General features: G+C 71.9%; 21 protein-coding genes and 1 tRNA gene. 12 read left to right on the forward strand and 10 right to left on the reverse strand.

Annotated features, from left to right (window positions below):
* Positions 1–92 precede the first annotated feature (92 nt).
* Entirely contained in the window at positions 93–1064 is a 972-nt protein-coding gene (locus ACIA8O_RS07620; protein WP_396292638.1) for a LuxR C-terminal-related transcriptional regulator, read from the reverse strand.
* Positions 1065–1418: 354 nt separating this feature from the next.
* On the opposite strand from ACIA8O_RS07620, the gene ACIA8O_RS07625 reads away from it, so the two are divergent.
* The 4 genes from ACIA8O_RS07625 to ACIA8O_RS07640 all read left to right on the forward strand — a co-directional run bounded on the left by ACIA8O_RS07625 (position 1419) and on the right by ACIA8O_RS07640 (position 5179).
* Positions 1419–1577, forward strand: a complete 159-nt coding sequence (locus tag ACIA8O_RS07625; RefSeq protein WP_396292639.1) for a hypothetical protein — start codon at positions 1419–1421, stop codon at positions 1575–1577.
* 7 nt (positions 1578–1584) lie between these two features.
* Positions 1585–1881: a hypothetical protein gene (locus ACIA8O_RS07630; protein ID WP_396292640.1), complete on the forward strand. Its 297-nt coding sequence runs from the start codon at positions 1585–1587 to the stop codon at positions 1879–1881.
* Between the two features lie 138 nt (positions 1882–2019).
* Positions 2020–3651, forward strand: coding sequence for a hypothetical protein (locus ACIA8O_RS07635; protein ID WP_396292641.1), 1632 nt, complete (start codon positions 2020–2022; stop codon positions 3649–3651).
* Between the two features lie 112 nt (positions 3652–3763).
* Positions 3764–5179, forward strand: coding sequence for a transglycosylase family protein (locus tag ACIA8O_RS07640; RefSeq protein ID WP_396292642.1), 1416 nt, complete (start codon positions 3764–3766; stop codon positions 5177–5179).
* Between the two features lie 66 nt (positions 5180–5245).
* Here ACIA8O_RS07640 and ACIA8O_RS07645 read toward each other — a convergent pair.
* A tRNA-Val gene (locus ACIA8O_RS07645) sits at positions 5246–5317 on the reverse strand.
* A gap of 172 nt (positions 5318–5489) precedes the next feature.
* On the opposite strand from ACIA8O_RS07645, the gene ACIA8O_RS07650 reads away from it, so the two are divergent.
* The 6 genes from ACIA8O_RS07650 (at position 5490) to ACIA8O_RS07675 (ending at position 11531) form a co-directional block, all read left to right on the forward strand.
* Entirely contained in the window at positions 5490–6731 is a 1242-nt protein-coding gene (locus ACIA8O_RS07650) for a hypothetical protein (RefSeq protein WP_396292643.1), read from the forward strand.
* A gap of 64 nt (positions 6732–6795) precedes the next feature.
* Positions 6796–7269 carry a DUF4442 domain-containing protein gene (locus tag ACIA8O_RS07655; protein ID WP_396292644.1) on the forward strand — a complete coding sequence of 158 codons (474 nt, stop codon included), beginning with the start codon at positions 6796–6798 and terminating at the stop codon, positions 7267–7269.
* 111 nt (positions 7270–7380) lie between these two features.
* On the forward strand, positions 7381–8244 hold the full coding sequence (locus ACIA8O_RS07660; protein WP_396292645.1) for a PIG-L family deacetylase: 864 nt from the start codon (positions 7381–7383) through the stop codon (positions 8242–8244).
* Between the two features lie 200 nt (positions 8245–8444).
* Positions 8445–8612 carry an SflA family class IV lanthipeptide gene (locus ACIA8O_RS07665; protein ID WP_396292646.1) on the forward strand — a complete coding sequence of 56 codons (168 nt, stop codon included), beginning with the start codon at positions 8445–8447 and terminating at the stop codon, positions 8610–8612.
* Positions 8613–8614: 2 nt separating this feature from the next.
* Positions 8615–11239, forward strand: a complete 2625-nt coding sequence (lanL, locus tag ACIA8O_RS07670; RefSeq protein WP_396292647.1) for a class IV lanthionine synthetase LanL — start codon at positions 8615–8617, stop codon at positions 11237–11239.
* A 73-nt stretch (positions 11240–11312) separates the two neighbouring features.
* Positions 11313–11531: a zinc ribbon domain-containing protein gene (locus ACIA8O_RS07675; RefSeq protein WP_396292648.1), complete on the forward strand. Its 219-nt coding sequence runs from the start codon at positions 11313–11315 to the stop codon at positions 11529–11531.
* 21 nt (positions 11532–11552) lie between these two features.
* On the opposite strand, the gene ACIA8O_RS07680 is transcribed toward ACIA8O_RS07675, so the two are convergent.
* The 3 genes from ACIA8O_RS07680 to ACIA8O_RS07690 all read right to left on the reverse strand — a co-directional run bounded on the left by ACIA8O_RS07680 (position 11553) and on the right by ACIA8O_RS07690 (position 16150).
* On the reverse strand, positions 11553–12401 hold the full coding sequence (locus tag ACIA8O_RS07680; RefSeq protein ID WP_396292649.1) for an HAD family hydrolase: 849 nt from the start codon (positions 12399–12401) through the stop codon (positions 11553–11555).
* Positions 12402–12429: 28 nt separating this feature from the next.
* Positions 12430–14910, reverse strand: a complete 2481-nt coding sequence (locus tag ACIA8O_RS07685; RefSeq protein ID WP_396292650.1) for a phosphoribosyltransferase — start codon at positions 14908–14910, stop codon at positions 12430–12432.
* A gap of 67 nt (positions 14911–14977) precedes the next feature.
* Positions 14978–16150 (reverse strand): HpcH/HpaI aldolase/citrate lyase family protein, encoded by a 1173-nt coding sequence (locus ACIA8O_RS07690; protein WP_396292651.1) that lies wholly within the window; start codon positions 16148–16150, stop codon positions 14978–14980.
* Between the two features lie 331 nt (positions 16151–16481).
* Here ACIA8O_RS07690 and ACIA8O_RS07695 point away from each other — a divergent pair, with 331 nt between their 5' ends.
* Positions 16482–17258, forward strand: a complete 777-nt coding sequence (locus tag ACIA8O_RS07695; protein WP_396292652.1) for a TerD family protein — start codon at positions 16482–16484, stop codon at positions 17256–17258.
* Between the two features lie 66 nt (positions 17259–17324).
* Here the strand turns inward: ACIA8O_RS07695 and ACIA8O_RS07700 are convergent, their stop codons facing one another.
* Positions 17325–18068: a Tellurium resistance gene (locus tag ACIA8O_RS07700; RefSeq protein ID WP_396292653.1), complete on the reverse strand. Its 744-nt coding sequence runs from the start codon at positions 18066–18068 to the stop codon at positions 17325–17327.
* Positions 18069–18291: 223 nt separating this feature from the next.
* Between ACIA8O_RS07700 and ACIA8O_RS07705 the strand changes: the two genes are divergently transcribed.
* Positions 18292–19368, forward strand: a complete 1077-nt coding sequence (locus ACIA8O_RS07705; RefSeq protein ID WP_396292654.1) for a DUF2637 domain-containing protein — start codon at positions 18292–18294, stop codon at positions 19366–19368.
* Positions 19369–19443: 75 nt separating this feature from the next.
* Here ACIA8O_RS07705 and ACIA8O_RS07710 read toward each other — a convergent pair whose 3' ends face one another.
* From ACIA8O_RS07710 to ACIA8O_RS07725, 4 genes are all read right to left on the reverse strand, one after another.
* Positions 19444–20523, reverse strand: coding sequence for a DUF475 domain-containing protein (locus tag ACIA8O_RS07710; protein WP_396292655.1), 1080 nt, complete (start codon positions 20521–20523; stop codon positions 19444–19446).
* Between the two features lie 37 nt (positions 20524–20560).
* On the reverse strand, positions 20561–21136 hold the full coding sequence (locus tag ACIA8O_RS07715; protein ID WP_345285075.1) for a TerD family protein: 576 nt from the start codon (positions 21134–21136) through the stop codon (positions 20561–20563).
* Between the two features lie 278 nt (positions 21137–21414).
* Positions 21415–21990, reverse strand: coding sequence for a TerD family protein (locus ACIA8O_RS07720; RefSeq protein WP_396292656.1), 576 nt, complete (start codon positions 21988–21990; stop codon positions 21415–21417).
* A gap of 299 nt (positions 21991–22289) precedes the next feature.
* A complete protein-coding gene (locus tag ACIA8O_RS07725) occupies positions 22290–22748 on the reverse strand; it encodes a peroxiredoxin (RefSeq protein WP_396292657.1) in 459 nt (152 codons plus the stop codon).
* Positions 22749–22803 lie beyond the last annotated feature (55 nt).

Here is a 22803-nt window from a genome sequence, read left to right on the forward strand (position 1 = left end):
GACCGGCAGGGCCGGACCGTTGGCCGTCACGTACACCGACCGCCTCGACGAGGCCGTCCGACGGCCTCGGGGCCGGACTCACCGCCGGTCCGTCAGATCCAGCCCCGCTGCGCGGCCTTGATCCCGGCCTCGAAACGGCTGGCGGCGCTGAGGCGTTCCATGATGGAGGCCATGTGGCGGCCGACGGTACGGGCGGATATGCCCAGCCGCTGGCCGGCGGTGTCGTCGGTGAGACCGGAGCCGAGCAGCCGCAGGAGCTCGGTCTCGGTGGGCGTGAGACCGGACGCGGGGTCCTCGGGCCGGGTCGCGCCGAGGGGTACGGCGGTGTTCCAGGCCTGCTCGAGGAAGTCGAGGAGAGCCGCCAGCAGGCCGGGCTCCGTGACGTGCAGGGCCCCCTTGCGGTTGTCGGCGGGGTCGATGGGGACCAGGGCCTGGGCCCGATCCACGATGACGATGCGCTGGGGGATGGTGGGGGCGGTACGCACTTCGCTGCCCTGGACCATCAGCCAGTGGGCGTACACGCTGGCGTGGGGCTGACGGCGGATGACGTCCTGGTAGAGGGTGCGCATGGTCACGCCGCGGGCCAGGACCTCGGCGTCGCCGGCGCGGGCCGCGTCCAGGTCCTCGGGCCGCTGGTTGCCGGGCTGGCTGCTGAACACCTCGGTCCGCGCTTCACGGCCCATCCGTTCGAGCCGGGCCAGGATGGCGTCCATGCCGAGCAGCCGCTCCCCGTGGGCGGCCCGCTGCTCGGCACGGTCGGCGACCATGCGGGTGACCGCTGCCCGGGAGGCGGTGAGGGCGGCCTGCCGGGCAGCGAGATCCGCCTCCTGGCGGGCAACCATGTCGGCGAGCCCGACGGCGGGATCGACCGCCCGCAGCTGCCCCGGACGGTCGGCCGAGGCGCGGACCAGCATGAGCTCGCCGAGCTCGTCGAGTCCGTCGTGGACCTGACCCAAGGTCAGCAGGCAGCGCTCGGCGAGCTGCTCCACCCCGTCGGCGGGATGGTCGAGCATGGCTCGGTAGACGGCGGCAGCGTGGACCGACAGGCCCAGGACATCCAGCACGGAACTCCCCCACGATCACAACTCTCGAGCGCCGCCCCTTCGGCGCCGTCGGCATCCTTTCAGTACGACCTACCCGACTTCAAGATCGGTTCGTGGCATTCGCCACCGGTGGGGGCATAGGTGCGGAATGCCGTCCGACCTCCTTTCGACGCCCCGACGTCCCCCCGGCGGGTACATGCCACGATGTCCGACGTCGGACAGGCCGATTGGCGACACCCCGACCCCCTTCCGGCCCGCCCCACCAGCGGCGAAGCTGTTCATCGCCGCCAGGGAAACACCCCGAACGGCAGCCGGGAGGCGTCAACCGCGGGACTCCTCCACACCCACCGCTCACCACGTACCTGAGGACCCGTCATGCTTCGCACCCGTATCGCCCACGCCGCCGCGGCCACCGCCATCGCCCTCGGCGCCCTCACCGCCCTCGCCACCACCGCCGCCGCGAACACCGGCGCCGCGAGCGCCGCACCCCAGAGCGCCGCGGTGACCGCCTACAGCCTCAGCTGGGGCGGCTGACCCGAGCGTGGACGTCGTCTACGCCAGCCTGCACCGCCGGCAGCCCGGCCTCGTCCCCCCGGGGGAGAAGGCCGAAGTCCTCGCAGCCCTGTGGGCCCACGCACAGCCCGCCGACGGACTCCAGCACGTCTCCGCACGGTGCGAGGACGACCGCGTCGACCTGTTGCTCTACCTGCTGAGCCGCCCCGCCGACACCGACCCGTGCCCGGCGGCCGCCCAGACCCAGACCCTGATCGCCCGGGTCCACCAAGCCTCACCCCTGCTCTCCCGGCGCTACCTGCCGCCGCACCCGCCCGGCCGCTGAGCCGCTCCGCCGCAGGGCGTCACCCGCGCCGACCGCTGTTCCTGCAGGACAGCCGTCCGCCGACACCCGCCGAGAGCGCCCACCCGCCCGGCACCCCACCACTTCGCCCGCACCCATCGCCGCAAGGGGAACTCCGCCATGCCTTCTTCCCGCAGCTCCAAGCTCACCCACATCGCCCTCGCCGCCGCCATCGCTGTCTCTGGTGCGGTCGCCGGCACCGCCTTCACGGCGACCACCGCGCAGGCCGCCTCCTCAGTCGGTGGCACGATCTCTGCCTCCGAGGTGATGGTCCGGGCTGACCACTGGTACCGGCTCAACGTCCAGTACGCCCAGAGCGGCACGGCCCCCGACCTCGACGGCCGCGGCTACCGTCCGGACTGCTCGGGCTTCGTCTCGATGGCCTGGCACCTGGCCAACAGTGAGAACACCGACAGCCTGGACAGCCGCTCGCTCACCACCCGGGTTGCCAAGAGCGACCTCCAGCCCGGCGACGCGCTCGACAACGACCCCGGTGACGGCAACATCGCAGCCAATGGCCACGTCATCCTGTTCGAGCGCTGGATCGACAAGGCTGCGGGCAAGTTCTCGTACTACGCGGAGAGCAGCTACGTGAACGACATGAACTACGAAGTGGACTACATCAACGGCGGCTCTGACGGCTACATCGGCGGCCACCCGGCTAGCGAGTACTTCGGCATCCGCTACAACAAGATCGTCCAGGACGCACCCGCCCCGCAGCCTGCACCGGTGGTGCCGGCGGCGACGACGGGCACCAGCGTGTACCACGCGGACAAGAAGACGACCGAGGTCTTCCGCACGGGCTCGGATGGGCAGATCTACCACTCCTACTACACGGACGGCTCGGCCGGGTGGAGCGGCTGGCAGGTCGTGGCGCCGGGTACCTTCACCGGCAAGCCCGTCTCGGTCTACCACGCGGACAAGAAGACCATCGAGGTCATCGCGCTGGGCACCGACAAGCAGGTGTACCACTCGTTCTACACCACCGGCGCGGCCAGTTGGAGCGCCTGGCAGCTGGTCGCCCCGGGCCAGTTCACCGGCGACGTCCGCGCCGTCCACCAGGACGACAAGGACACAACGGAGGTCATGGCCCTCGGCACCGACGGCCAGATCTACCACTCGTTCTACACCACCGGCTCGGCCGGTTGGACGGGCTGGCAGTTGGTCGCCCCGGGCACCTTCACCTCGCTGAACACGGTCTACCACGCGGACAAGAAGACCATCGAGGTCATCGCGCTGGGCACCGACAAGCAGGTCTACCACTCCTTCTACACCACCGGCGCCAACGGCTGGACCGGCTGGCAGCTCGTGGCCCCGGGCCAGTTCACCGGCGAGCTCCGCACCATCTACCAGGCCGACAAGAACACCTCCGAGGTCGTCGCCCTCGGCACCGACGGCCAGATCTACCACTCGTTCTACACCACCGGCTCGGCCGGTTGGACGGGCTGGCAGCTGGTCGCCCCGGGCACCTTCACCTCGTTCAACACCGTGTACCACGCCGACAAGAAGACCATCGAGGTCATCGCGCTGGGCACCGACAAGCAGGTCTACCACTCCTTCTACACCACCGGTGCCAACGGCTGGACCGGCTGGCAGCTCATCGCCCCCGGTACCTTCACCGACATCCACGGCACCGTCTACGAGAACGACAAGAAGACCAGCGAGGTCTTCGCCACCGGCACCGACGGCAAGATCTACCGCGCCTACTACACCACCGGCAACCCGAACTGGAGCGGCTGGGCCGCCATCTGACCCACCGTCAGCACCGCCACACGTCGCGCCGCTCACCACTCCCGCCACCGGTGAGCGGCGCGACAGCCACACCCCGCCACCCGGACCGCTCCTCCTCGGAAAGAGACCAGCCATGCCCAAGTCAGCCCCGATAGCCTCCCGCCTCCTCGGTGGGATCGTCCTGACCGTCACCACTTTCGGCCTCGTCCCGGCAGGCCAGGCATCGGCCGCCTCGGTGACGACCTGGGAGCAGATGGCTCAGTGCGAGAGCAGCGGCAACTGGTCCAGCAATACCGGTACCTACTACGGCGGTCTGCAGTTCCTGACCAGCACCTGGCTGGCCCAAGGCGGCGGCGCCTACGCACCTCGGGCCGATCTGGCCACCAAGGAGCAGCAGATCCGGATAGCCGAGAAGCTGCTGCGCGCGGCCGGCCCCGGCCAGTGGGGCGAATGCTCGAAGCGGGTCGGCCTGGCCAACGACGGCGTCGACCCGTACCCGGTGACCCCGGACCCGCAGCCCGAGCCCGTGGTCCCGGCCGCGACGACGGGCACCAGCGTCTACCACGCGGACAAGAAGACGACCGAGGTGTTCCGCACCGGCTCCGACGGGCAGATCTACCACTCCTTCTACACCGACGGCTCGGCCGGGTGGAGCGGCTGGCAGGTCGTGGCCGCGGGCACCTTCACCGGAAAGCCGGTCTCGGTCTACCACGCGGACAAGAAGACCACCGAGGTGATGGCACTCGGCACGGACGGCCAGGTGTACCACTCCTTCTACACCACGGGTGCAGCCGGTTGGACGGGCTGGCAGCTGGTCGCCCCGGGCACTTTCACCGGCGACATCCGCGCCGTCTACCAGGCCGACAAGAACACCAGCGAGGTCGTAGCCCTCGGCACCGACGGCCAGGTCTACCACTCGTTCTACACCACCGGCTCGGCCGGTTGGACGGGCTGGCAGCTGGTCGCCCCGGGCACTTTCATCTCGTTCAACACGGTCTACCACGCCGACAAGAAGACCATCGAGGTCATCGCCCTCGGCACCGACAAGCAGGTCTACCACTCGTTCTACACCACCGGTGCCAACGGCTGGACCGGCTGGCAGCTCATCGCCCCGGGCACCTTCACCGGCGAGCTCCGCACCATCTACCAGGCCGACAAGAACACCTCCGAAGTGGTCGCCCTCGGCACCGACGGCCAGCTCTACCACTCGTACTACACCACCGGCACCAACGCCTGGACCGCCTGGCAGCTGGTCGCCCCGGGCACTTTCACCTCGTTCAACACCGTCTACCACGCCGACAAGAAGACCATCGAGGTCATCGCCCTCGGCACCGACAAGCAGGTCTACCACTCGTTCTACACGACGGGCGCGGCCGGCTGGACGGGCTGGCAGCTCGTGGCCCCGGGCACCTTCACCGACATCCACGGCACCGTCTACGAGAGCGACAAGAAGACCATCGAGGTCTTCGCCACCGGCACCGACGGCAAGATCTACCGCGCCTACTACACCACCGGCAACCCGAACTGGAGCAGCTGGGACACCATCTGACCCTCGCTCCCACACGAAGAAGCCCCGGGCCGAGATCGGTCCGGGGCTTCTTCGCTGGTCACACTGTGGGCGCAGACGGTTTCGAACCGCCGACATCCGCCTTGTAAGGGCGGCGCTCTACCGCTGAGCTATGCGCCCCTGTCGTACGGGGTCACCGTGGGGTGGCGTACGACGAGGGACAAGAGTACCTGGTCCGGGGCGTGGTCCGCCGCAGGGTTCCGGGGTATGGGATCGGAGGGGGTGCCTGGATCGTTGGGTGATCGGCGAGAATGGGCCGGAGTGGAGTGGACGGGGCAGCAGGGAGCGTGGCGTGAGCGTGGCCGGTGGCGGCTGGTGGCGGCGGGGTGACGGCAGGCGGGATGCGGCCAGGGCGGCTCGGGATGCGGCGCAGCAGGCGTTCTACGAGCTGGACTCGACCCAGCGGGAGGCCGAGCTGGCGGTGGAGACGGTGAAGGCCGCGGGGGGTGAGCAGACGGCCCGTCAGGCGGTCGCGGACTTCCGGCAGCTCGGGGTGAAGGTGAACGAGGTCACCGTCGCGTACCTGGGGGCGTTGGACGCGCAGGACCTGGACGACGAGGAGCTGGACGGCGGCGTCGCCGAGCAGGCGCGGCAGCGGCTGACCGAGTCGGAGCAGCGGCTGAACGGGGTGAAGGGCGAGCTGACGGCGTTCATGGCGCGGCTGCAGCCCGTGATCGACCAGGCCGAGAGCCGGTTGATGCGGGTGACGCCGGCGGTGGCGCAGGCGAAGCAGGCGTTGCTGGGGGCGACCACCGCGTTGGAGGAGGTGCGGGCGGCGGGGCTGAAGGCGGATGACCTGGCGGCCCGACTGGCGCAGTTGGCGCCGGAGTTGACGAAGCTGAACGAGGGCGCGGGGCGGCACGGCGTGGAGCCGACGCTCCAGCGGGCCGAGGACGTGCGGCTGCGGGCGGACGCGGTGCGGATCGCGGCGGAGCAGTTGCCGGAGAAGGCCCGGGAGATCGACCGGCGGGTGGGCAGTCTGCGGACCAGGATCCAGGCGCTGGAGACCAAGGCCGACACGGTCGCGCCGGCGCTGAGCGAGTTGCGGCGCGGGTTCAGTGCGGCCTGCTGGCAGGACTTGCAGCAGGTGCCGGAGCAGGCGGCCGAGGCGGTGCGGACGGCCCGGGCCAAGCTGACCGAGGCGACGGCGGCGCGGGACGGGCAGCGCTGGCCGGACGCGACGGGGGCGATCGGCACGGTCCGGGCGGTGCTGGACGAGGCGGACGGGCGGATCGCGGCGGTGCACGGGCGGGTGCGGCAGTTGAAGGAGGTCGCGCACGACCCACACCGGGAGATCGAGCAGGCCCGGTTCGCGATCCGGGACGCGCAGCGGCTGGCGATGGCGGGGCGGCAGACGCCGGACCCGCGGCACGCGGCGCCGTTGGACGCGGCGGTGGCGCGGCTGGACCGGGCGGTGGCGGAGTTGGAGGAGTCCGGGCGGCACCCCGACTACTGGCACTTCCTGACCGAGCTGGCCGCGGTGAAGGAGAGCGCCGCCGGGGTGGTGGCGCTGATCCGGGGCACCCACGCGTAGCGGGGCCGGCCGGAGTGGCGGCCGTCACATTACTGGCAAGTAACTTCCTTGCTAGAGTCGCCCCATGGCACGCAAGCGCAGCACCGTCAGCGCCACCACCTTCCGACGCGGCATCAACTTCTGGCCGCCGTTCCTGTTCGCCGGCATCCGGGTCCTGGCGGTCTCCGAGGACTACCGCTCCGCCAAGGTCCGCCTCCGGCTGCGCTGGTTCAACCGGAACTGGGTCGGCACCCACTTCGGCGGCTCGATCTTCGCGATGACCGACCCGTTCTGGATGCTGCTGGTGATGCAGAACCTGGGCCGGGAGTACGTGGTCTGGGACGCGGCCGCCACCATCGACTTCGTCTCGCCGGGGCGCGGCGACGTCTTCGCCGAGTTCGTCCTCACCGAGGACCGGATCGCCGAGATCGAGGAGCTGACGGCGGAGGGGAAGAAGGCGCTGGTCTGGTTCGACACCGAGGTGCTGGGGGCGGACGGCACGGTGGTGGCCCGGGTGCGCAAGCAGGTGTACGTCCGGCAGAAGCGCCGCGAGGGCTGAACCGACCTCAACGACCACGTTCCTCGTGGCGATAATGCGGGCGGAGTGACAGCGGGATGACGCAGACTCGGTCCGAGAGATCTTGTGCCCGAGGACCGAAGGACGTTTCCCATGACCAACCGGCCGTTGACCCTGATGGCTGTGCACGCCCATCCCGACGACGAGGCCACCGGCACCGGCGGCGTGCTGGCGCGGTACGCGGCGGAGGGCATCCGCACCGTGCTCGTGACCTGTACGGACGGTGGCTGCGGCGACGGCCCCGGGGGCGTGAAGCCGGGCGAGCCCGGGCACGACCCGGCGGCCGTGGCGGCCGTCCGCGAGGAGGAACTCCGGGCCAGCTGCGAGGTGCTGAACATCGGTCACCTGGAGCTGCTCCGCTACGCCGACTCCGGGATGATGGGCTGGCCGAACAACGACGCGCCCGGGGCGTTCTGGCGGACGCCGGTGGAGGAGGCCGCGGGGCGGCTCGCCGAGCTGATGCGCGAGTACCGGCCGGACGTGGTGGTGACGTACGACGAGAACGGCTTCTACGGCCACCCCGACCACATCCAGGCGCACCGGATCACCATGGCGGCGGTGGAGCTGACCGGCATCCCGGCGAAGGTCTACTGGACCACCATGCCGCGCTCCGGGATGCAGAAGTTCGGCGAGGTCATGCGCGAGCTCGGCTCGGACTGGGAGGAGCCGACGCTGGAGGAGGCCGCCGAGGAGGGCGCGGTCCAGGCGGACGGGCCGGAGTTCCCGGAGATCGGGCTGCCCGACGAGGAGATCAAGACCTGGGTGGACACCCGGGAGTACGGCGGCCAGAAGTTCGACTCGCTCGCCGCGCACGCCAGTCAGGGCGAGAACATCTTCTTCCTCAAGATGGGTAAGGAGAGGTTCACCGAGCTGATGGGGATCGAGACCTTCGTCCGCGTCAAGGACACCACCGGGGCGCCTCTTCCCGAGGACGACCTCTTCGCCGGCCTGCGCTGATGCGGAGCGCGGCACCCCAAGCGGACCACACCGTTCCTCCATCAACGTGACGTTTCCGTGAGGCAGTTGTGACCTGACCCCTTGTCAGGTCCACCATTCGTACCTACCTTTCTGGATCAGGAACCGGCCCCACCCGGCCGGCCACCGCGACGGACGCGACCAGCGCCGTCGCCGGACGCGCGACAAGACCTGGAGGCGTCATGTCCACTGCCGTGATCACCGAAATCCGCGACGCGGGCCCGCTGTTGGTCGACGACGAGTTCCTCGCCTTCGAGGACGACGACCGCAGCGACCACGAGGCCACCGCCTGTCTCGCGGAGCCGTGGGTGACCGCCACCACGCGCGTCGGCTGCGACTGGAACTCCTGATCGTGGCCGGGTCCACCGCCGGCCGCCGCAGGTCCTCGGACGACACCTGGTCGTATCTGTTGGACCGGCGGATGCCGGCGGTGGACCACGGCTGGAAGCTGCACGTCTCGGCCCGGCCCGGCGACCTCGACGCCGTGACCGAGCTGATCCTGCCGGTGCTGCTGCGCCACGTCTGCCACGCCAAGTGGGCCAAGGACCAGGAGACCCTGCGCGAGCTCAACTCCGGTGTCCGGAGCGCCGGTTCGGTCGGCAAAGCGGTCACCGTCTACCCGGCACCCGGCACCGTGCTGGACCTGGCCGACGAGCTGGTCTCCGTGCTGCGCGGCCGGGAGGGCCCGCAGGTGGTCAGCGACCGGCGGGTCGATCCGCACTCCCCCGTCTACTACCGCTACGGCCCCTTCACCGGCGAGTACCGCACCGGCCGCAACGGCCGTCTGGAGTCGGTGATGACCGGCCCCGACGGCCGGGTCTTCGACGGCCTGGCCACCGGGACGTACCGCTGCCCGCCCTGGGCCGAGGACCCCTTCGAGCAGCGAGCCGGGAAGCGCCGGCGACCGGACGGCGGAAGCGGGTTCGGCGGCGGGCGGTACCGGGTCACCGGCGGGATCGCGCGCAAGGCGCAGGGGAACGTCTACCGCGCGGAGGACCTGACCACCGGGCGGGAGGTGGTGGTCAAGCAGGCGCGGGCCTTCGTGGGCGAGGAGGAGTCCGGCACGGACGCCCGGGACCGGCTGCGGAACGAGCACGCGGTGCTCACCGCCCTCGACGGCGTGGCGGGCGTGCCCCGCGCGCTCGACTACTTCCGGCACCGCACCGACGAGTACCTGGTGACCAGCAGCTGCGGCGACCGGGACCTGCGGCGGGAGGTCCAGCGGAACGGCCCCCGGCAGGCGGACGGGACGGCCGGGTTGGCGGCGGAGCTGCTGCGGATCCTGGACGGGGTGCACGGCCGGGGCGTGGTGGTCCGCGACCTCAAGCCGGACAACGTGGTGCTCGACGCCCGGGGCCGGTGCCACGTCGTCGACTTCGGGATCAGCTCCCGGGACGGCATGGGCCCGGACGGTGGGACGCCCGGCTACGGCGCCCCCGTCCGACGGAGCGAGGGGGCCGCCGCCGACTACTACGCGCTCGGCATGACGCTCGGCTTCGCCGCCACCGGCCTGGACCCGGTGATCGTCGGACCCGATCCGGCGGTCGGCCGGGAGCGGACGCTCGACGGCCTGGCCTGGGCACTGCCCGGCGAGGAGCACCGCTGGATCCGTTCGGTGATCGGCGAGTTGACGAGTGACGAGCCGGCGGAACGGGCCGCCGGGGCCGAGCGGCTGCGGAAGGGGCTGAGGGGAGGGCCGTCGCGGGCGGTGGCCCGACAGCGGGTCGAGGGCGGGCTGCTGGAGGAGATCGTCGAGCACACCGCCGCCTACTGCGCCGCAGAGGCCCTGCGGATCGCGGACCCGGTGCTCTCCACCCGCGCGAGCGTCCCGACACCGGTCGACGTCTACGGCGGGAGTGCGGGGCTGGGGCTGGAGTTGCTCCGGCACCGACACCGGAGCGGAGTGCGGGAGGCTGTGGGCGCCCTGGCCGAGTGGACGGGGCGGCAGGCCGCTCGGCGGGAGCTGTCGCCGTCGTTCTACTCGGGCCGCACCGGCGTGGAGCTCTTCCTCGCCGAGGCGCGCCGGGCCTGGAACGCAGACGGGCCGCTCCGGGGGCGCGGGGCTCTGCTGATCTGCGGCTCCGCCGCGGGGCGCGAATCGGAAGGCGGCTCACCTGCAACTGAGGGCACGTCAACCAGTTGCACGTGCTGCCGTACTCCTGCGCGCAGTTCCCCGCGCCCCCGGCATCACGCTCTGCCCGCCCACGGCGTGGACGGTGGGCTGCCGGAGGCGGACCTGATCGAGGGCGTCGCCGGGATCGGCCTCGCCCACCTGCTGCTCGACCGCCTCTCCCCCGCCGCCGGACACCGGGACGCCGCCGACGCCTGCGCCCGGATGCTCGCCGCCGGCGAGGCGCGGCTGACGCCGGCCGCGCCCCGGCCCGGGGACGCCGCGCTGCGCCAGGGCCTGGCCCACGGCGACGCGGGCATCGCGCTCTTCCTCCTGGAGTACGCCCACGCGACCGGCGACGCCGAAGCCGCCCACCGCGCCCGCCGCGCCTGCGCGGACCTGGCCGCCGCCACGCCCGCCGTGATCGCGGCGGCGACGGCCCCGGGGGCGACCCGCCGCTACGGCTCCTGGTGCCGCGGCCTGGCCGGTATCGGGACGGTGCTGGTCCGGGCCGCCGACCGCCTCGGCGAGCCGGAGCACCTCGCGCTCGCCCGGCACGCCGCCCGTACCTGCATCGCCCTCGCGCCGCGCATGCCGCTGGTCAACCAGTGCTGCGGGCTGGCCGGAGTGGGCGAACTGCTGGTGGACGTCGCCACGGCGACCGGCGACCAGGAGTACTGGGACGCCGCCGGGACCGTCGCCGCGATCGTGCTGAGCCGCAGCGGCGGACCCGCGGAGCGCCCGGTCTTCCCCGACGCCGGGCTGACGCGGCCGAGCGCGACCTGGGCCGGTGGCTCCGCCGGGGTGCTCGGCTTCCTCCGGCGCCTGCACGAGCGGGGCGGCCCCCGCCTCGGCCTGCCCGGCTGAACCGCGAGGCCGAGCTGGACCGCGCGACCAAGCTGACAGCGAGGGACGGCGGCCGAGTGGGTACGCTGCCGCCATGCCTCGTTACGACTTCCGCTGCCGCTCCTGCGGCGACACCTTCGAACTCAGCCGCCCGATGGCGCAGGCCGGCGACCCGGCCGTCTGCCCCCAGGGCCACCAGGACACCGTGAAGCTGCTCTCCGCCGTCGCCGTCACCGGCGCCGCAGGCGGCGGCGCCCCGCAGCAGTCCGCCGGTGGTGGCGGAGGCTGCTGCGGGGGCGGTTGCTGCGGCTGACCGGAGGCCGGCGCACGGGGCTCAGGCCAGCGCCTGGGCCCCGGCCCCGGCTCGCACCTTGGCCAGGAACCGGCGGACGATCTCCTCCCCCGCCGCCACGCCGACCTGGGTGAGTGCCGTGACGCCCGGCGCGGCCCAGCCGCTGTCGGCCAGTTCGCCGTGGCCGGGCCGCCAGGCGTGCTCGGCGGCGAGCAGCAGGTCGGCGTCGAGGAGCGAGTCACCGGCGGAGAGCACGGTGGCCGCGCCGATCCGGCGCTCGACCTCCGCCAGGGCGGAGCTCTTGCTCAGCGGGGTCGGCACCGCGTAGACCTTGCGCCCCTGGAGCGAGACCGACCAACCGCGCTCGGCGCACCAGCCGGTCAGCTCGCCCAGCCAGCCCTCCGGCAGCTGGGCCCGCTCGACCACCAGGTAGGCGAACAGGCCGTCGGCGACCCGCCGCTTGTGGGTCCACTCCGGGTCGGCCACCAGCGCAAGGTGCTCGACCACCTCGTCCAGCGGCGAACTCCCGTCCGCCAGACGGGACTTCACCTCGGCCTGCCAGTCCTTGTCCGGCACACCGCCGACCAGCAGCTGCCCGCCGTTGGCGCAGATCGCGTACGGGGGGACCCAACCGGGCGTCGGGCCGGGCAGGTTGACCCGCTCGTACTGGGTCCGGGTGCGGGTGGTGGCGGGCACGAAGACCGCCTCCCGCACCAGCTCGACCAGCAGCCCGGCGGCCTGCTCGGTCATGAAGGAGAGCGCCTTGCCGTCGTGCACCTCCACCGAGAGCAGCCGGGGGGCGAGCCGGTCCGGCACGTCCAGGGCCAGGGCCCGGTTGGAGTAGATCAGGGTGCGGTCCAGGTCGCTGGCGACCAGGAACGGACGGTTCATCAGTGCTCCAGTCATCGGTGCGCGGCCCTTACCGCGCGGCCTGGACGGCCGTCGGGCCGTCCGTCCGTACTGCCGTGCCGTCGGCGCCGGTGGCGCCTCGGGTGTACCGGGGGTGGATCAGGCCCACGCAGGAGTACGGCAGGTCGTCCACCTCCTCGACGGGGACGCCCCGCTGCTCCGCCAGCAGGCGGACGTGCTCCAGGTCGGCCCCGGCGCCCTTGCGGGCCAGGATGCGCCAGGGCACCCGGCGCAGCAGGACCCGGGTGGTCTCGCCGACACCGGGCTTGACCAGGTTGACGCTGCCGATGCCGTACTCCTCGCTGATCCGCTCCATCCCGGCCCAGCCGGCCCAGTCCGGGGTACGGTCCGCCGCCCCGGCGCCGGAGACCAGGTCGAGGGCGGCCGCCTCCGCGGCGGCGCGGACGGTGTCGAAGCGGGCGGCCACCGCGTCCACGAACCCGGCCGAGACGTCGGCCCCGGCCAGCTCGCGGTAGTACTTGGCGCCGTGGAAGTCGTCCGGGCCGATCAGGTCGTCCCGCAGCACGGTGCGCGAGATCAGGCCGGAGACGGTGGAGTTGAGGCAGGCGGAGGGGATCAGGAAGTCGTCCCGGGTGCCGTAGGTGCGCACGCAGCGGCCCGGGTCGGCGAGCACCGCGAGCTCCGGGTTGAAACCCGTGCCCGCCACGGCTTCGGCCAGTTCGCGGGTGATCGCGCCCTTGCCCGTCCAGCCGTCCACGAAGACCACCCGGGCCGGGTCGTGGTGGGCGGCCAGGTAGCGCAGGGCGGTCCGGTCGATGCCCTTGCCGCGGACGATCGAGACCGCGTAGTGCGGGGTGTCCAGGCCGTGCGAGGCGGCGAACCAGCGGCGCAGCAGGATGCCCACCGGCGTACCGGCCCTGGCCAGCGAGGCGAAGACCAACTCCCGTCCGCTGCCCAGTCGTTCGATCCGCAGCAGCTCGGCCACGGTGCCGACGGCCAGCGCCATCCGGTCCACTGAGGCGGCCAGCGCCTGGTGGTAGAGCTCCTGGTACTCGGCGCTGGGCTGGTACTCGACCGGCAGCGACTCGGCGTAGTGCGCACCGCCGGACTGCACGGCCTCCTCGCGCTCCTCGGTCGGGGCCTCCAGGGCCACCTCGGAGAGGTCCTTGAGCAGCCAGCGGACGTCCGAGGCCGGGTAGGAGGAGAAGCCGGGGCCGTGCAGCGGGGCGGGGAGGTGCATGGAGGTGCCTTCAAACGGGACGGCGGCGGCGGGCGCGGCAGCGGGGACGGTGGCGGGCAGGACGGCCAGCACCACCCGGTCGGTGACCAGGCGGAGTCCGGGCAGCAGGCCGCGGTGCAGCTCGGCGGTGTCGGCGGGCCCGTCGACCACCAGCACCACGGCGTCGAAGCGGCCCGAACCGTCCGCGCCCGGCGCCACGTTGTAGGCGTAGCGCTCGCCGGGGCCGTCGGCCGGGTCGTCGTGGGCGGGGAAGGCCAGCCGGGTGCGGATCGCGTAGCCGGGGTGGTCCACGGCCAGCACCGGGGAGCGGGTGGTGGTGGAGAACCTGACCTCGGCGTCCAGCAGCTCGTCCAGCGCCCCGGCGATCCGCAGCGGCGCGTACATCAGCTCCTCGAAGCCGAGCACCAGCACCCGCCCGGCCCCGTCCAGCGAGGGGGCCAGTGCGGCGGCCAACCCGGGCAGGGCGGAGGAGAGCCGGGAGGCGTCGTCGGGGGAGAAGCCGTGCCGCCCGCCCTCCGGCAGCCCGGCCGGCCAGGGCAGCTCGACCCGGGTCAGCGGCGCGGGGGAGCCTGCCGGGGGCGCGGGCGGGGCGGCGGCGGCGATCAGCTCTGCGGCCCGGGCGAGCACGTCCTCCGGGAGCTCGACGCCGCCCGAGGCGGTGGCCACCACGTCCAGCCGGGCGCCCAGTTCGGCCGCGGCGGCGGCGAGCACCGCGCGGTCCTCCTCGGTGCGCAGGTCCACCAGCGCGACCACCACGTAGTGGCTCCGCGGGTGCCGGGCGTGCAGGGCGCGGACGGTGTTGAGCACGGTGCGGCCGGTGGAGAACTCGTCGTCCACCAGGACCAGCGGTCCGTCGCCGCTCAGGAAGTCCGGATCGGCCGGGAGCAGCAGGTGGGAGGTGGCGTGCGAGTGCTCCTCCTCGAAGCCGCCGACCGGGGCGACGCCCGCCACCGGCCGCCGGGTGGAGTGCAGGTACGGGGCGCCCAGGCCGTCGGCCACGCTGTGGCCGAGCGCCGTCGCGGTCTCCGCGTAGCCGAGCACCACCGCCCGGGAGGCGGCCTCCTGGCCCAGCAACTCCCTTACTCGTGCGCCGAGTTCGAGGCCGGCACCGTGCACCACGGCGGGCCGCTGCGGCACGTGCTTGCCGAGCACCCGGGAGACCAGCAGGTGGGCCCGCTTGGGGTTCTCCCGGAGCGCCAGGCCGATCAGCCCCGGCAGCTCGGGCGAGCCGGTGAGCCGCAGCCCGAGCCGCTCGGTGACCCACTCACCGGACCACACGCCGGTGGCCATTCCCTGAATTCCCTGCTGAACTGCCAAGACTCCTGCTTCCGTTGTGCATGTGCTCGGGACCGCGCGATCAGGTGCAGAGGCTCGCCCCGAGCAGTTCGGCGAAGCTGACCTCCGGCCGGGCCACCCCGAACACCTGGGCCCGCAGCAGCACCCGCTCGGCCCAGGCCCGGTGCGGCTTGGCCTCGTTCATCTTGTTGGTGTACGCCGAACGCAGCACCCCTCCGCCACCCAGGCTCTGCTGGAGGATGTCCTGCGCGTCGGAGTACTCCTCGTGGGTGACCACGGAGAGCGCGTGCACCGCCGGGACGTGGCTGGGGTGGATGCAGGTCTTGCCCAACAGGCCGTTGGCGCGGTCGAGTTCGATCTCGCGGAGCAGCCCGTCCAGGTCGTGCTCGATGATCCGCTGGCGCAGCGCCTCGGCCGGCGGCTGGGCCTCCACGAAGGGGGTGCGGCGCAGCTGCGGCTTGAACATCCGCTCCTGCACCGGGAAGTACTCCCAGACCGGGCCGGTGACGGTGTACCCGGTGCCGTCGGCGCGGCCGAGCACGTTCACCACGTCCCCGATCACCCCGGCCACCAGGGCCACGTCGTAGGCGGTCAGGTCGGGCGAGCGGCGCAGCCCGTAGGCCGAGCAGAGGTCGGTGACGCCGAGGCGGACCGCCAGCACCCGCTCGCGGTGCTTCTCCAGCAGCCGGGCTATGCCGAACAGCTGGTCCCGGCGGCTCTCCAGGTGGGCCAGCTCGGGGGACTCCAGCACGGGCATCGCGAACAGCCGCTGGCCCGAGCTCTCCGAGGCGGCCGCCAGGGCCTCCAGGAAGGGCCCGCCGCTCTCCTCGGTGAACTTGGGCAGCACGTAGCCGGAGACCAGCGCCGCGGCCGCGCCGAGGCGGGCGGTGAGGTCGGTGACCTGTTCGGGGGTACGCACCCGGACGAACAGCAGCGGCAGCCCGGCTCCGCCGTCGGCGTGCAGCTGGGCCAGCTGGGTGACGAGGTTGGCCTCCGCCGACACCACCTCGTGGTCGGCTATCGCGTCCTCCAGGCAGAGCACCATCGAGACCACGCCCTTGGCCGCCTGCTTGCGCACGTCGGCCGCCAGCGCGGGCCGGGTGGCGGGGCTGTAGAGGGTGGCGCCGAGCGCGGTGGAGAGCAGCTCGGCGGGGCTGTCGCGATGGAACTCCCCGGGCTGTTCCAGGAAGAGCCGGCCGCGGTCGGCTGCGGCGAGATGGCCGAAGTGGCGCATGGTGCTCTCCCGTGGGGCGCTGGGTCGGTGGCTTGGCTTCTCTGGATAGACGGACGGGCCGTCCCGATGGTTCACCGGACGGCTCGGGGCCGCCCGCGCGAAGGCGGGTGGGGACGGTCGGGAGTCGGGGAAGGCCGGGCGCCGATGCGACGGTGGGTCGGCGTGCCGTCAGGCGGCCCATGGTACGGGTGATTCCGATCTTCCTGACCACCCGAAACGTCGAATTCTCGGAAGATTACCGTCCGCGTCACATCTCGCCCCCGCACCGGAACGGCCCCCGGTTGACAGCCGCGTTGTCCGGAACGGTCGGGAAGCGGCAGGATGGTCCGTCATGACGCACCTGATGGCCAAGGGGGCCAACATCTCGCTGGCGGCCGCCGGGGTCCGTGCGGTGCTCCGCTGGACCACCGGTCCCGGCGCGCCCGACGTGGACGCCTCGGCGCTGCTGCTCGGCGCGGACGGCCTGGTCCGCACCGACGCCGACTTCGTCTTCTACAACCAGCCCCGGCACCCCAGCGGCCTGGTCCGCCACCTGCGCAAGCAGAGCAGCGGGGAGGAGGTGGCCGACACGGTGGAGGTCGACCTCTCCCAACTCCCGGCGGACGTCCACCGGGTGGTGCTGGCCGGCTCCGCCGAGGGCGGCCCGGTCTCGGCCCTCGGCGACCTGCGCATCCAGCTGCACGACTTCGAGGCGCAGTCCGGCACCCCGCCGATCGCCGAGTTCGTGCTCACCGACCTCGAGGAGGTCACCGCCCTGGTGGCCGCCGAGCTCTACCGGCGCGGCGGCGGCTGGAAGTTCCGCGCGATCGGCCAGGGCTACGCCAGCGGCCTGGTCGGGCTGGCCACCGACTACGGCATCACCGTCGAGGACGGGGCCGCCCACGCCCCCGCGGTGCCGCCGACCGTGCACACCCTGGAGACCCCGGCCGCCACCCCGGAGCCGGGCACCTACACCCTCACCCCGGCCGCGCCCCCGCCTCCCCAGCAGCAGGTGCAGCAGCCCCCGCAGCCCCAGGCACCGCCTCCGCCCCCGCAGTACCGCCCGGACTACGGCTACCCGCCGCCGTTCGCGCTGCCGCCGCAGGGGCCGCAGTTTCAGCCCCGCTGAAGATCAAGCAGAGCCGGCCCCGCTGAAGATGAGACAGAGCCAGCCCCGCTGAAGAACGGGACGGAGTCAGCCCTGCGGGGTGTCCGCCTTGTAGCCGCGCTGCCACTGCATCCCGAAGCCGTACAGCCGGTCCAGGTCCGACTGGAAGCCGTGCACGTAGCGCACCTCCCGACGGACCGTCAGCTGCCCGTCCCCGGTGTTCTCGATCAGCACCACCGCACACGAACGGGCCGCCGCCGCCCGCTCGTCCAGCTTGATCTCCAGCCGGGGCCCGGTCTGCGGCACGATGGTCACGGTGGCGTGCGTCCGGTCGAAGGCCGGGGTGTCGTCGTAGATGTAGACGAAGATCAGCAGCCGCCGGAACTGGTCCTTCTTCTCCAGGTTGATGTACATCGTCTCGCCGGACGGCGCCCCGTAGACGTCGTCCCCGCTGAGCTTGACGTACGGCGGCTTCTGCAGGTCGCCGAAGTACTTGCCGAGCGGCTGCACCACCCCCCGCGTCCCGTCGGCGAGTTCGTACATGCAGGCCAGGTCGAGGTCGACGTTCAGCTGCGGGCGGGAGTGGCTGTCCGGCTCCATCGGGCGCAGGATGCTCGGGCTGAACAGCCGCCGCAGGGCGGAGCCGCCCCCGACGCCGGCCGACTCCGCGGTCCGGGTGGTCCAGTGCAGGTTGACGTACAGGTAACCCGTGGTGGCGGCAGGGCCCGTGAGGGCGTGCTGCGGTTGTGCCTTGGTCAGGGTGATCTTGTACTGGCTCCCGGTGTCGAAGCCGGTCCGATCCTTGCGCAGGTAATCCCAGAACGAGACCATCCGTGTGTCCCTCCCCCAAGCGGCCAGCCAAACCTACCGGACCAGTACCCCGATCGGGGGCGGAAGACCCCGCGTGTCACTGTCGCCGACGGATAGTCACCTCCCGTACCATGCACGCCTTCTGGGCACGGTATCGTTCCCCCGCACACGTGTACCTGCCGTCCGTACCCCTCCGTACCCGGACGGCTGACCCGACCTGCGGAAGCCGAGGCCCACGCCCCCGATGAACCTCTCCTCCATACAACTGGTCTGGGCCGTAGTCGGCGGCGCGGCCCTGCTGTTCACCGCGCTGCTGGTCGCGGCGCTGCGGTTCAAGAACAACACCGCGAAGACCGACGAGACCACCGACTCCTGGGAGCGCAGCGAGGAGCGCCGCCGGCGCAAGGAGATGGTCTACGGGATCTCCTCCTACGTGCTGCTGTTCTGCTGCGCGGGCGTGGCGGCGGCCCTGTCCTTCCACGGCCTGGTCGGCTTCGGCAAGGAGAACCTCGGCCTCTCCGGCGGCTGGGAGTACCTGGTGCCGTTCGGCCTCGACGGTGCCGCGATGTTCTGCTCGGTGCTCGCCGTCCGCGAGGCCAGCCACGGTGACGCCGCGCTCGGCTCCCGCCTGCTGGTCTGGGTCTTCGCCATCGCCTCGGCCTGGTTCAACTGGGTGCACGCGCCGCGCGGCGGCGGCCACGACGGCGCCCCCGAGTTCTTCTCCGGCATGTCGATCTCGGCCGCGATCCTCTTCGACCGCGCGCTGAAGCAGACCCGCAAGGCCGCCCTGCGCGAGCAGGGCCTGGTGCCCCGTCCGCTGCCGCAGATCCGCATCGTGCGCTGGCTGCGCGCCCCCCGCGAGACCTACGCCGCCTGGTCGCTGATGCTGCTGGAGAACGTCCGCAGCCTGGACGAGGCGGTCGACGAGGTGCGCGAGGAGCGCCAGGCCAAGCTGGACGCCAAGGTGCGCGCCCGCAGCGCGGACCGGCGCGAGCGGGCCGAGCTGAAGGCGATCTCGCGCTCCTCCGGCGGCGTGCTGGGCCGCGGCCGGGGCGGCCGCCAGGTGGCCGCGCTCACCGCGGGGTCCGGCGACGGCCAGGCCGCTACGGAGCCTGCGCTAGCGGATGACCCCATGGCCAAGGTCGGCCCCTCCGCCCTGGAGCCGGCCGCGCTGAACCCCGGCCGCCGCCCCCGCGCGGCGGTGGAGTCCTCCCCGGCCGTCGACCTGACCACCGAGGACGACACCCTGGCGATGCCCAAGCTGGACACCTTCGACACCCTGGAGCGCAAGCTCCGGGCCATCGAGCAGCGCCTCGGCTGACGCACCGCCGGTCGCACGCACGCGGAAGGCCCCCGGTCCGTACGGACCGGGGGCCTTCCGCGTGGTGACGAGGGGTCAGGAGGAGGCGCCTTCCAGCGCCTGCTCCTTCTTGTTCCGGTACACCGAGGAGGCGAACGCGGCGGCGATGAAGCCGACGCCGATCAGGCCGGTGACGATCTCCGGGATGTGGTACTCGATCCCGACCAGCAGGATCACCGCCAGCACGCCGATCGCGTAGTGCGCGCCGTGCTCCAGGTAGACGTAGTCGTCCAGGGTGCCCTTGCGGACCAGGAAGACGGTGAGCGAGCGGATGTACATCGCGCCGATGCCCAGGCCCAGCATGATCATGAAGATGTTCTGGGTGATGGCGAAGGCACCGACCACGCCGTCGAAGGAGAACGACGCGTCGAGGACCTCGAGGTAGAGGAAGAGGAAGAACGCGGCCCGGCCGCCGACCTGGACGATCGACTTGCCAGCCTTCTCGGCCTCCTCCTCGGCCTCGGCGTCCTCCTCCAGGCGGTTCTCGAAGACGCTGGAGAGGCCGTTGACGGCCAGGTAGGTGGCCAGGCCCAGGATGCCCGCGAGCAGCACCGTCTCGGCCTTGTCACCGGCGAACAGGTTGGCCGCCACCGCGATGGTGATCAGGGCGATCAGCGAGGAGAAGGCCTCCAGCTTGCCGACCTTCTCCAGCGGACGCTCCAGCCAGCCCAGCCAGTTGAAGTCCTTCTCGTCCAGGATGAAGTCGAGGAAGATCATCAGCAGGAAGATGCCACCGAAGGCGGCGATGGCCGGGTTGGCCATCTCCAGGTACTCGCCGTAGGTGTGCCCGGCGTACTCCTTGCCCTCGTTCAGGGCCAGGTCGATCACGGTCATCGGGCCGAGGTGGGCGGTCAGGCCGACCACCAGCAGCGGGAAGACCAACCGCATGCCGAAGACCGCGATCAGGATGCCGACCGTGAGGAAGATCTTCTGCCAGTACGGGTTCATCCGCTTCAACACGGTGGCGTTGACCACCGCGTTGTCGAAGGAGAGGGAGATCTCCAGGATCGAGAGGATCAGCACGATGCCGAAGCCCTCCCACCCCCAGAGCAGGCCGGCGGCGACCAGGCCAGCGGCGGTGATGCCGAACGACCAGCCGAATGTACGGAGGACCACGGAAGTTGACTGCCTTTCGAACGGTTGAGGGTGCGGGCTACTGGACGTTGACGCCGAAGTCGAGCGCGATGCCCCGCAGGCCGGAGGCGTAGCCCTGGCCGACGGCGCGGAACTTCCACTCGCCCTGGTAGCGGTAGAGCTCGCCGAAGATCATCGCCGTCTCGGTGGAGGCGTCCTCGGAGAGGTCGTAGCGGGCGATCTCCTGACCGTCCGCGGTGTTCACCACCCGGATGTAGGCGTTGGAGACCTGGCCGAAGTTCTGCAGCCGGGTCTCGGCGTCGTAGATCGAGACCGCGAAGACGACCTTGTCGATGGTGGCGGGCACCAGCTCCAGGTTGACCACCACGACCTCGTCGTCACCGTCACCGTCGCCGGTGAGGTTGTCGCCCTGGTGCTCGACCGAGCCGTCGGGGCTGCGCAGGTTGTTGTAGAAGACGAAGTGGGCGTCGTCCGGCACCCGGCCACCGGCGCAGAGCAGCGCGCTGGCGTCCAGGTCGAAGGCGGCACCCGTGGTCGAGCGCGCGTCCCAGCCCAGGCCGATGTGCACCTGCGTCAGGTTCGGCGCGGCCTTGGTCAGCGAGACGTTGCCGCCCTTGGCCAGCGAGACACTCATGTACTTCCTCCCAGTCCCCCGTCACCGGGGCTACTGCCACGGCCGGCGCCCCACCTCAGGGGTCGTGAACCCCCCAGGTGTACGCCCCCGCGGCCCGTTCCGGGCCGTTGCGGCCCGCTGAACTTGCTGAACTCTCGTCAGCCCCCGCCGCCCGGAACGGCGAAGGCCGGGGCCGAGCGGAGCGCACGCGCTCCGGCCGACCCCGGCCGTTAGCCTATTCACCCCGCCGTGGCCCGGCACAGGGACCCCGGGAAGCCGGGCGAGCCCGTCACGGAGCGTCAGACGTTGACGCCGAAGTCCTGGGCGATGCCGCGCAGACCGGAGGCGTAACCCTGGCCGACGGCGCGGAACTTCCACTCGGCGCCGTTGCGGTACAGCTCGCCGAAGACCATCGCGGTCTCGGTGGAGGCGTCCTCGGAGAGGTCGTAGCGGGCGATCTCGGCGCCGCCGGCCTGGTTCACCACCCGGATGAAGGCGTTGCGGACCTGGCCGAAGTTCTGCTGGCGGTTCTCGGCGTCGTAGATCGAGACCGGGAAGTTGATCCGCTGCACGTCGGCCGGGACGGCGGCCAGGTTGACCTTGATCTGCTCGTCGTCGCCCTCGCCCTCACCGGTGGTGTTGTCACCGGTGTGCTCGACCGAACCGTCGGCGCTCTTGAGGTTGTTGAAGAAGACGAAGTTGCCGTCCGAGCCGACCTTGCCCTGGTCGTTCAGGAGCAGCGCGCTGGCGTCCAGGTCGAAGTCCGTGCCGGTGGTGGTGCGGACGTCCCAGCCGAGGCCGATGATGACGGCGGTCAGACCGGGCGCCTCCTTGGTGAGCGAGACGTTGCCGCCCTTGCTGAGGCTGACACCCACGAGGTCCTCCAAATGCGCTGATGGTGTTTCACTTCTCCCAACGGCCCGATCGTAGTGCCGGGTTCCCCTCGTCGGGCAGTGACGGGACCGGCCCGGCCGACATTCCGTCGGACCGGGCCGGTCACTCAGCGCCGGGGGCTGCCGCCTTGGTGGGGTCGGATCAGCGGGCGTCGTTGGGGTGCGTGCCTCGGCGGCGCCGAGGAGGGAGTCCATGCGGAGCATCGGCGACCGACGAGAAGCCGGCGAGGTGCGTGCCCCGGCGGCGCCCGCCCGGCCCCACCGAGGCGGCAGCCCCATCGTCAGAGCGCGTCCACCGCGGCCAGGTACTCCTGCTCGTCGCGGGCGTCCGGCAGGCCGTTGACGACCGACCAGCGGACCACGCCCTCCTTGTCGATGACGAAGGTGCCGCGCACCGCGCAGCCCTTCTCCTCGTCGAAGACGCCGTAGGCGCGGGAGACCTCGCCGTGCGGCCAGAAGTCCGAGAGCAGCGGGTACTCCAGGTTCTCCTGCTCGGCGAAGACGCGGAGGGTGAACGGCGAGTCGTTGGAGACCGCGAGCACCTGGACCGCGTCGTTCTGCAGACGCGGCAGCTCCTTCTGGATCGCGCAGACCTCGCCGGTGCAGACACCGGTGAACGCGAACGGGTAGAAGACCAGGACCACGTTCTTCTCGCCGCGGAAGTCGGAGAGCTTCACGAGCTCGCCGTGCTGGTTCTTCAGCTCGAAGTCCGGAGCCTGGGTGCCTACCTCGATGGCCATCCGGCCCTCCCTCTGGTTCGAAAGTCACGGCCGCCGCGCCGACCGGGGCGGCCAC

Source organism: Kitasatospora sp. NPDC051853 (genome assembly GCF_044452665.1).
In the GTDB taxonomy this organism is placed as follows: domain Bacteria; phylum Actinomycetota; class Actinomycetes; order Streptomycetales; family Streptomycetaceae; genus Kitasatospora.

What these genes read in the sequence shown, in the direction of transcription:
- ACIA8O_RS07625 (WP_396292639.1), top strand. Translation starts at nt 1,419, where the DNA reads ATGCTTCGCACCCGTATCGCCCACGCCGCCGCGGCCACCGCCATCGCC.
- ACIA8O_RS07635 (WP_396292641.1), top strand. Translation starts at nt 2,020, where the DNA reads ATGCCTTCTTCCCGCAGCTCCAAGCTCACCCACATCGCCCTCGCCGCC.
- ACIA8O_RS07640 (WP_396292642.1), top strand. Translation starts at nt 3,764, where the DNA reads ATGCCCAAGTCAGCCCCGATAGCCTCCCGCCTCCTCGGTGGGATCGTC.
- ACIA8O_RS07655 (WP_396292644.1), top strand. Translation starts at nt 6,796, where the DNA reads ATGGCACGCAAGCGCAGCACCGTCAGCGCCACCACCTTCCGACGCGGC.
- ACIA8O_RS07660 (WP_396292645.1), top strand. Translation starts at nt 7,381, where the DNA reads ATGACCAACCGGCCGTTGACCCTGATGGCTGTGCACGCCCATCCCGAC.
- ACIA8O_RS07665 (WP_396292646.1), top strand. Translation starts at nt 8,445, where the DNA reads ATGTCCACTGCCGTGATCACCGAAATCCGCGACGCGGGCCCGCTGTTG.
- ACIA8O_RS07675 (WP_396292648.1), top strand. Translation starts at nt 11,313, where the DNA reads ATGCCTCGTTACGACTTCCGCTGCCGCTCCTGCGGCGACACCTTCGAA.
- ACIA8O_RS07680 (WP_396292649.1), bottom strand. Translation starts at nt 12,401, where the DNA reads ATGAACCGTCCGTTCCTGGTCGCCAGCGACCTGGACCGCACCCTGATC.
- ACIA8O_RS07685 (WP_396292650.1), bottom strand. Translation starts at nt 14,910, where the DNA reads ATGGCCACCGGCGTGTGGTCCGGTGAGTGGGTCACCGAGCGGCTCGGG.
- ACIA8O_RS07690 (WP_396292651.1), bottom strand. Translation starts at nt 16,150, where the DNA reads ATGCGCCACTTCGGCCATCTCGCCGCAGCCGACCGCGGCCGGCTCTTC.
- ACIA8O_RS07695 (WP_396292652.1), top strand. Translation starts at nt 16,482, where the DNA reads ATGACGCACCTGATGGCCAAGGGGGCCAACATCTCGCTGGCGGCCGCC.
- ACIA8O_RS07700 (WP_396292653.1), bottom strand. Translation starts at nt 18,068, where the DNA reads ATGGTCTCGTTCTGGGATTACCTGCGCAAGGATCGGACCGGCTTCGAC.
- ACIA8O_RS07705 (WP_396292654.1), top strand. Translation starts at nt 18,292, where the DNA reads ATGAACCTCTCCTCCATACAACTGGTCTGGGCCGTAGTCGGCGGCGCG.
- ACIA8O_RS07715 (WP_345285075.1), bottom strand. Translation starts at nt 21,136, where the DNA reads ATGAGTGTCTCGCTGGCCAAGGGCGGCAACGTCTCGCTGACCAAGGCC.
- ACIA8O_RS07725 (WP_396292657.1), bottom strand. Translation starts at nt 22,748, where the DNA reads ATGGCCATCGAGGTAGGCACCCAGGCTCCGGACTTCGAGCTGAAGAAC.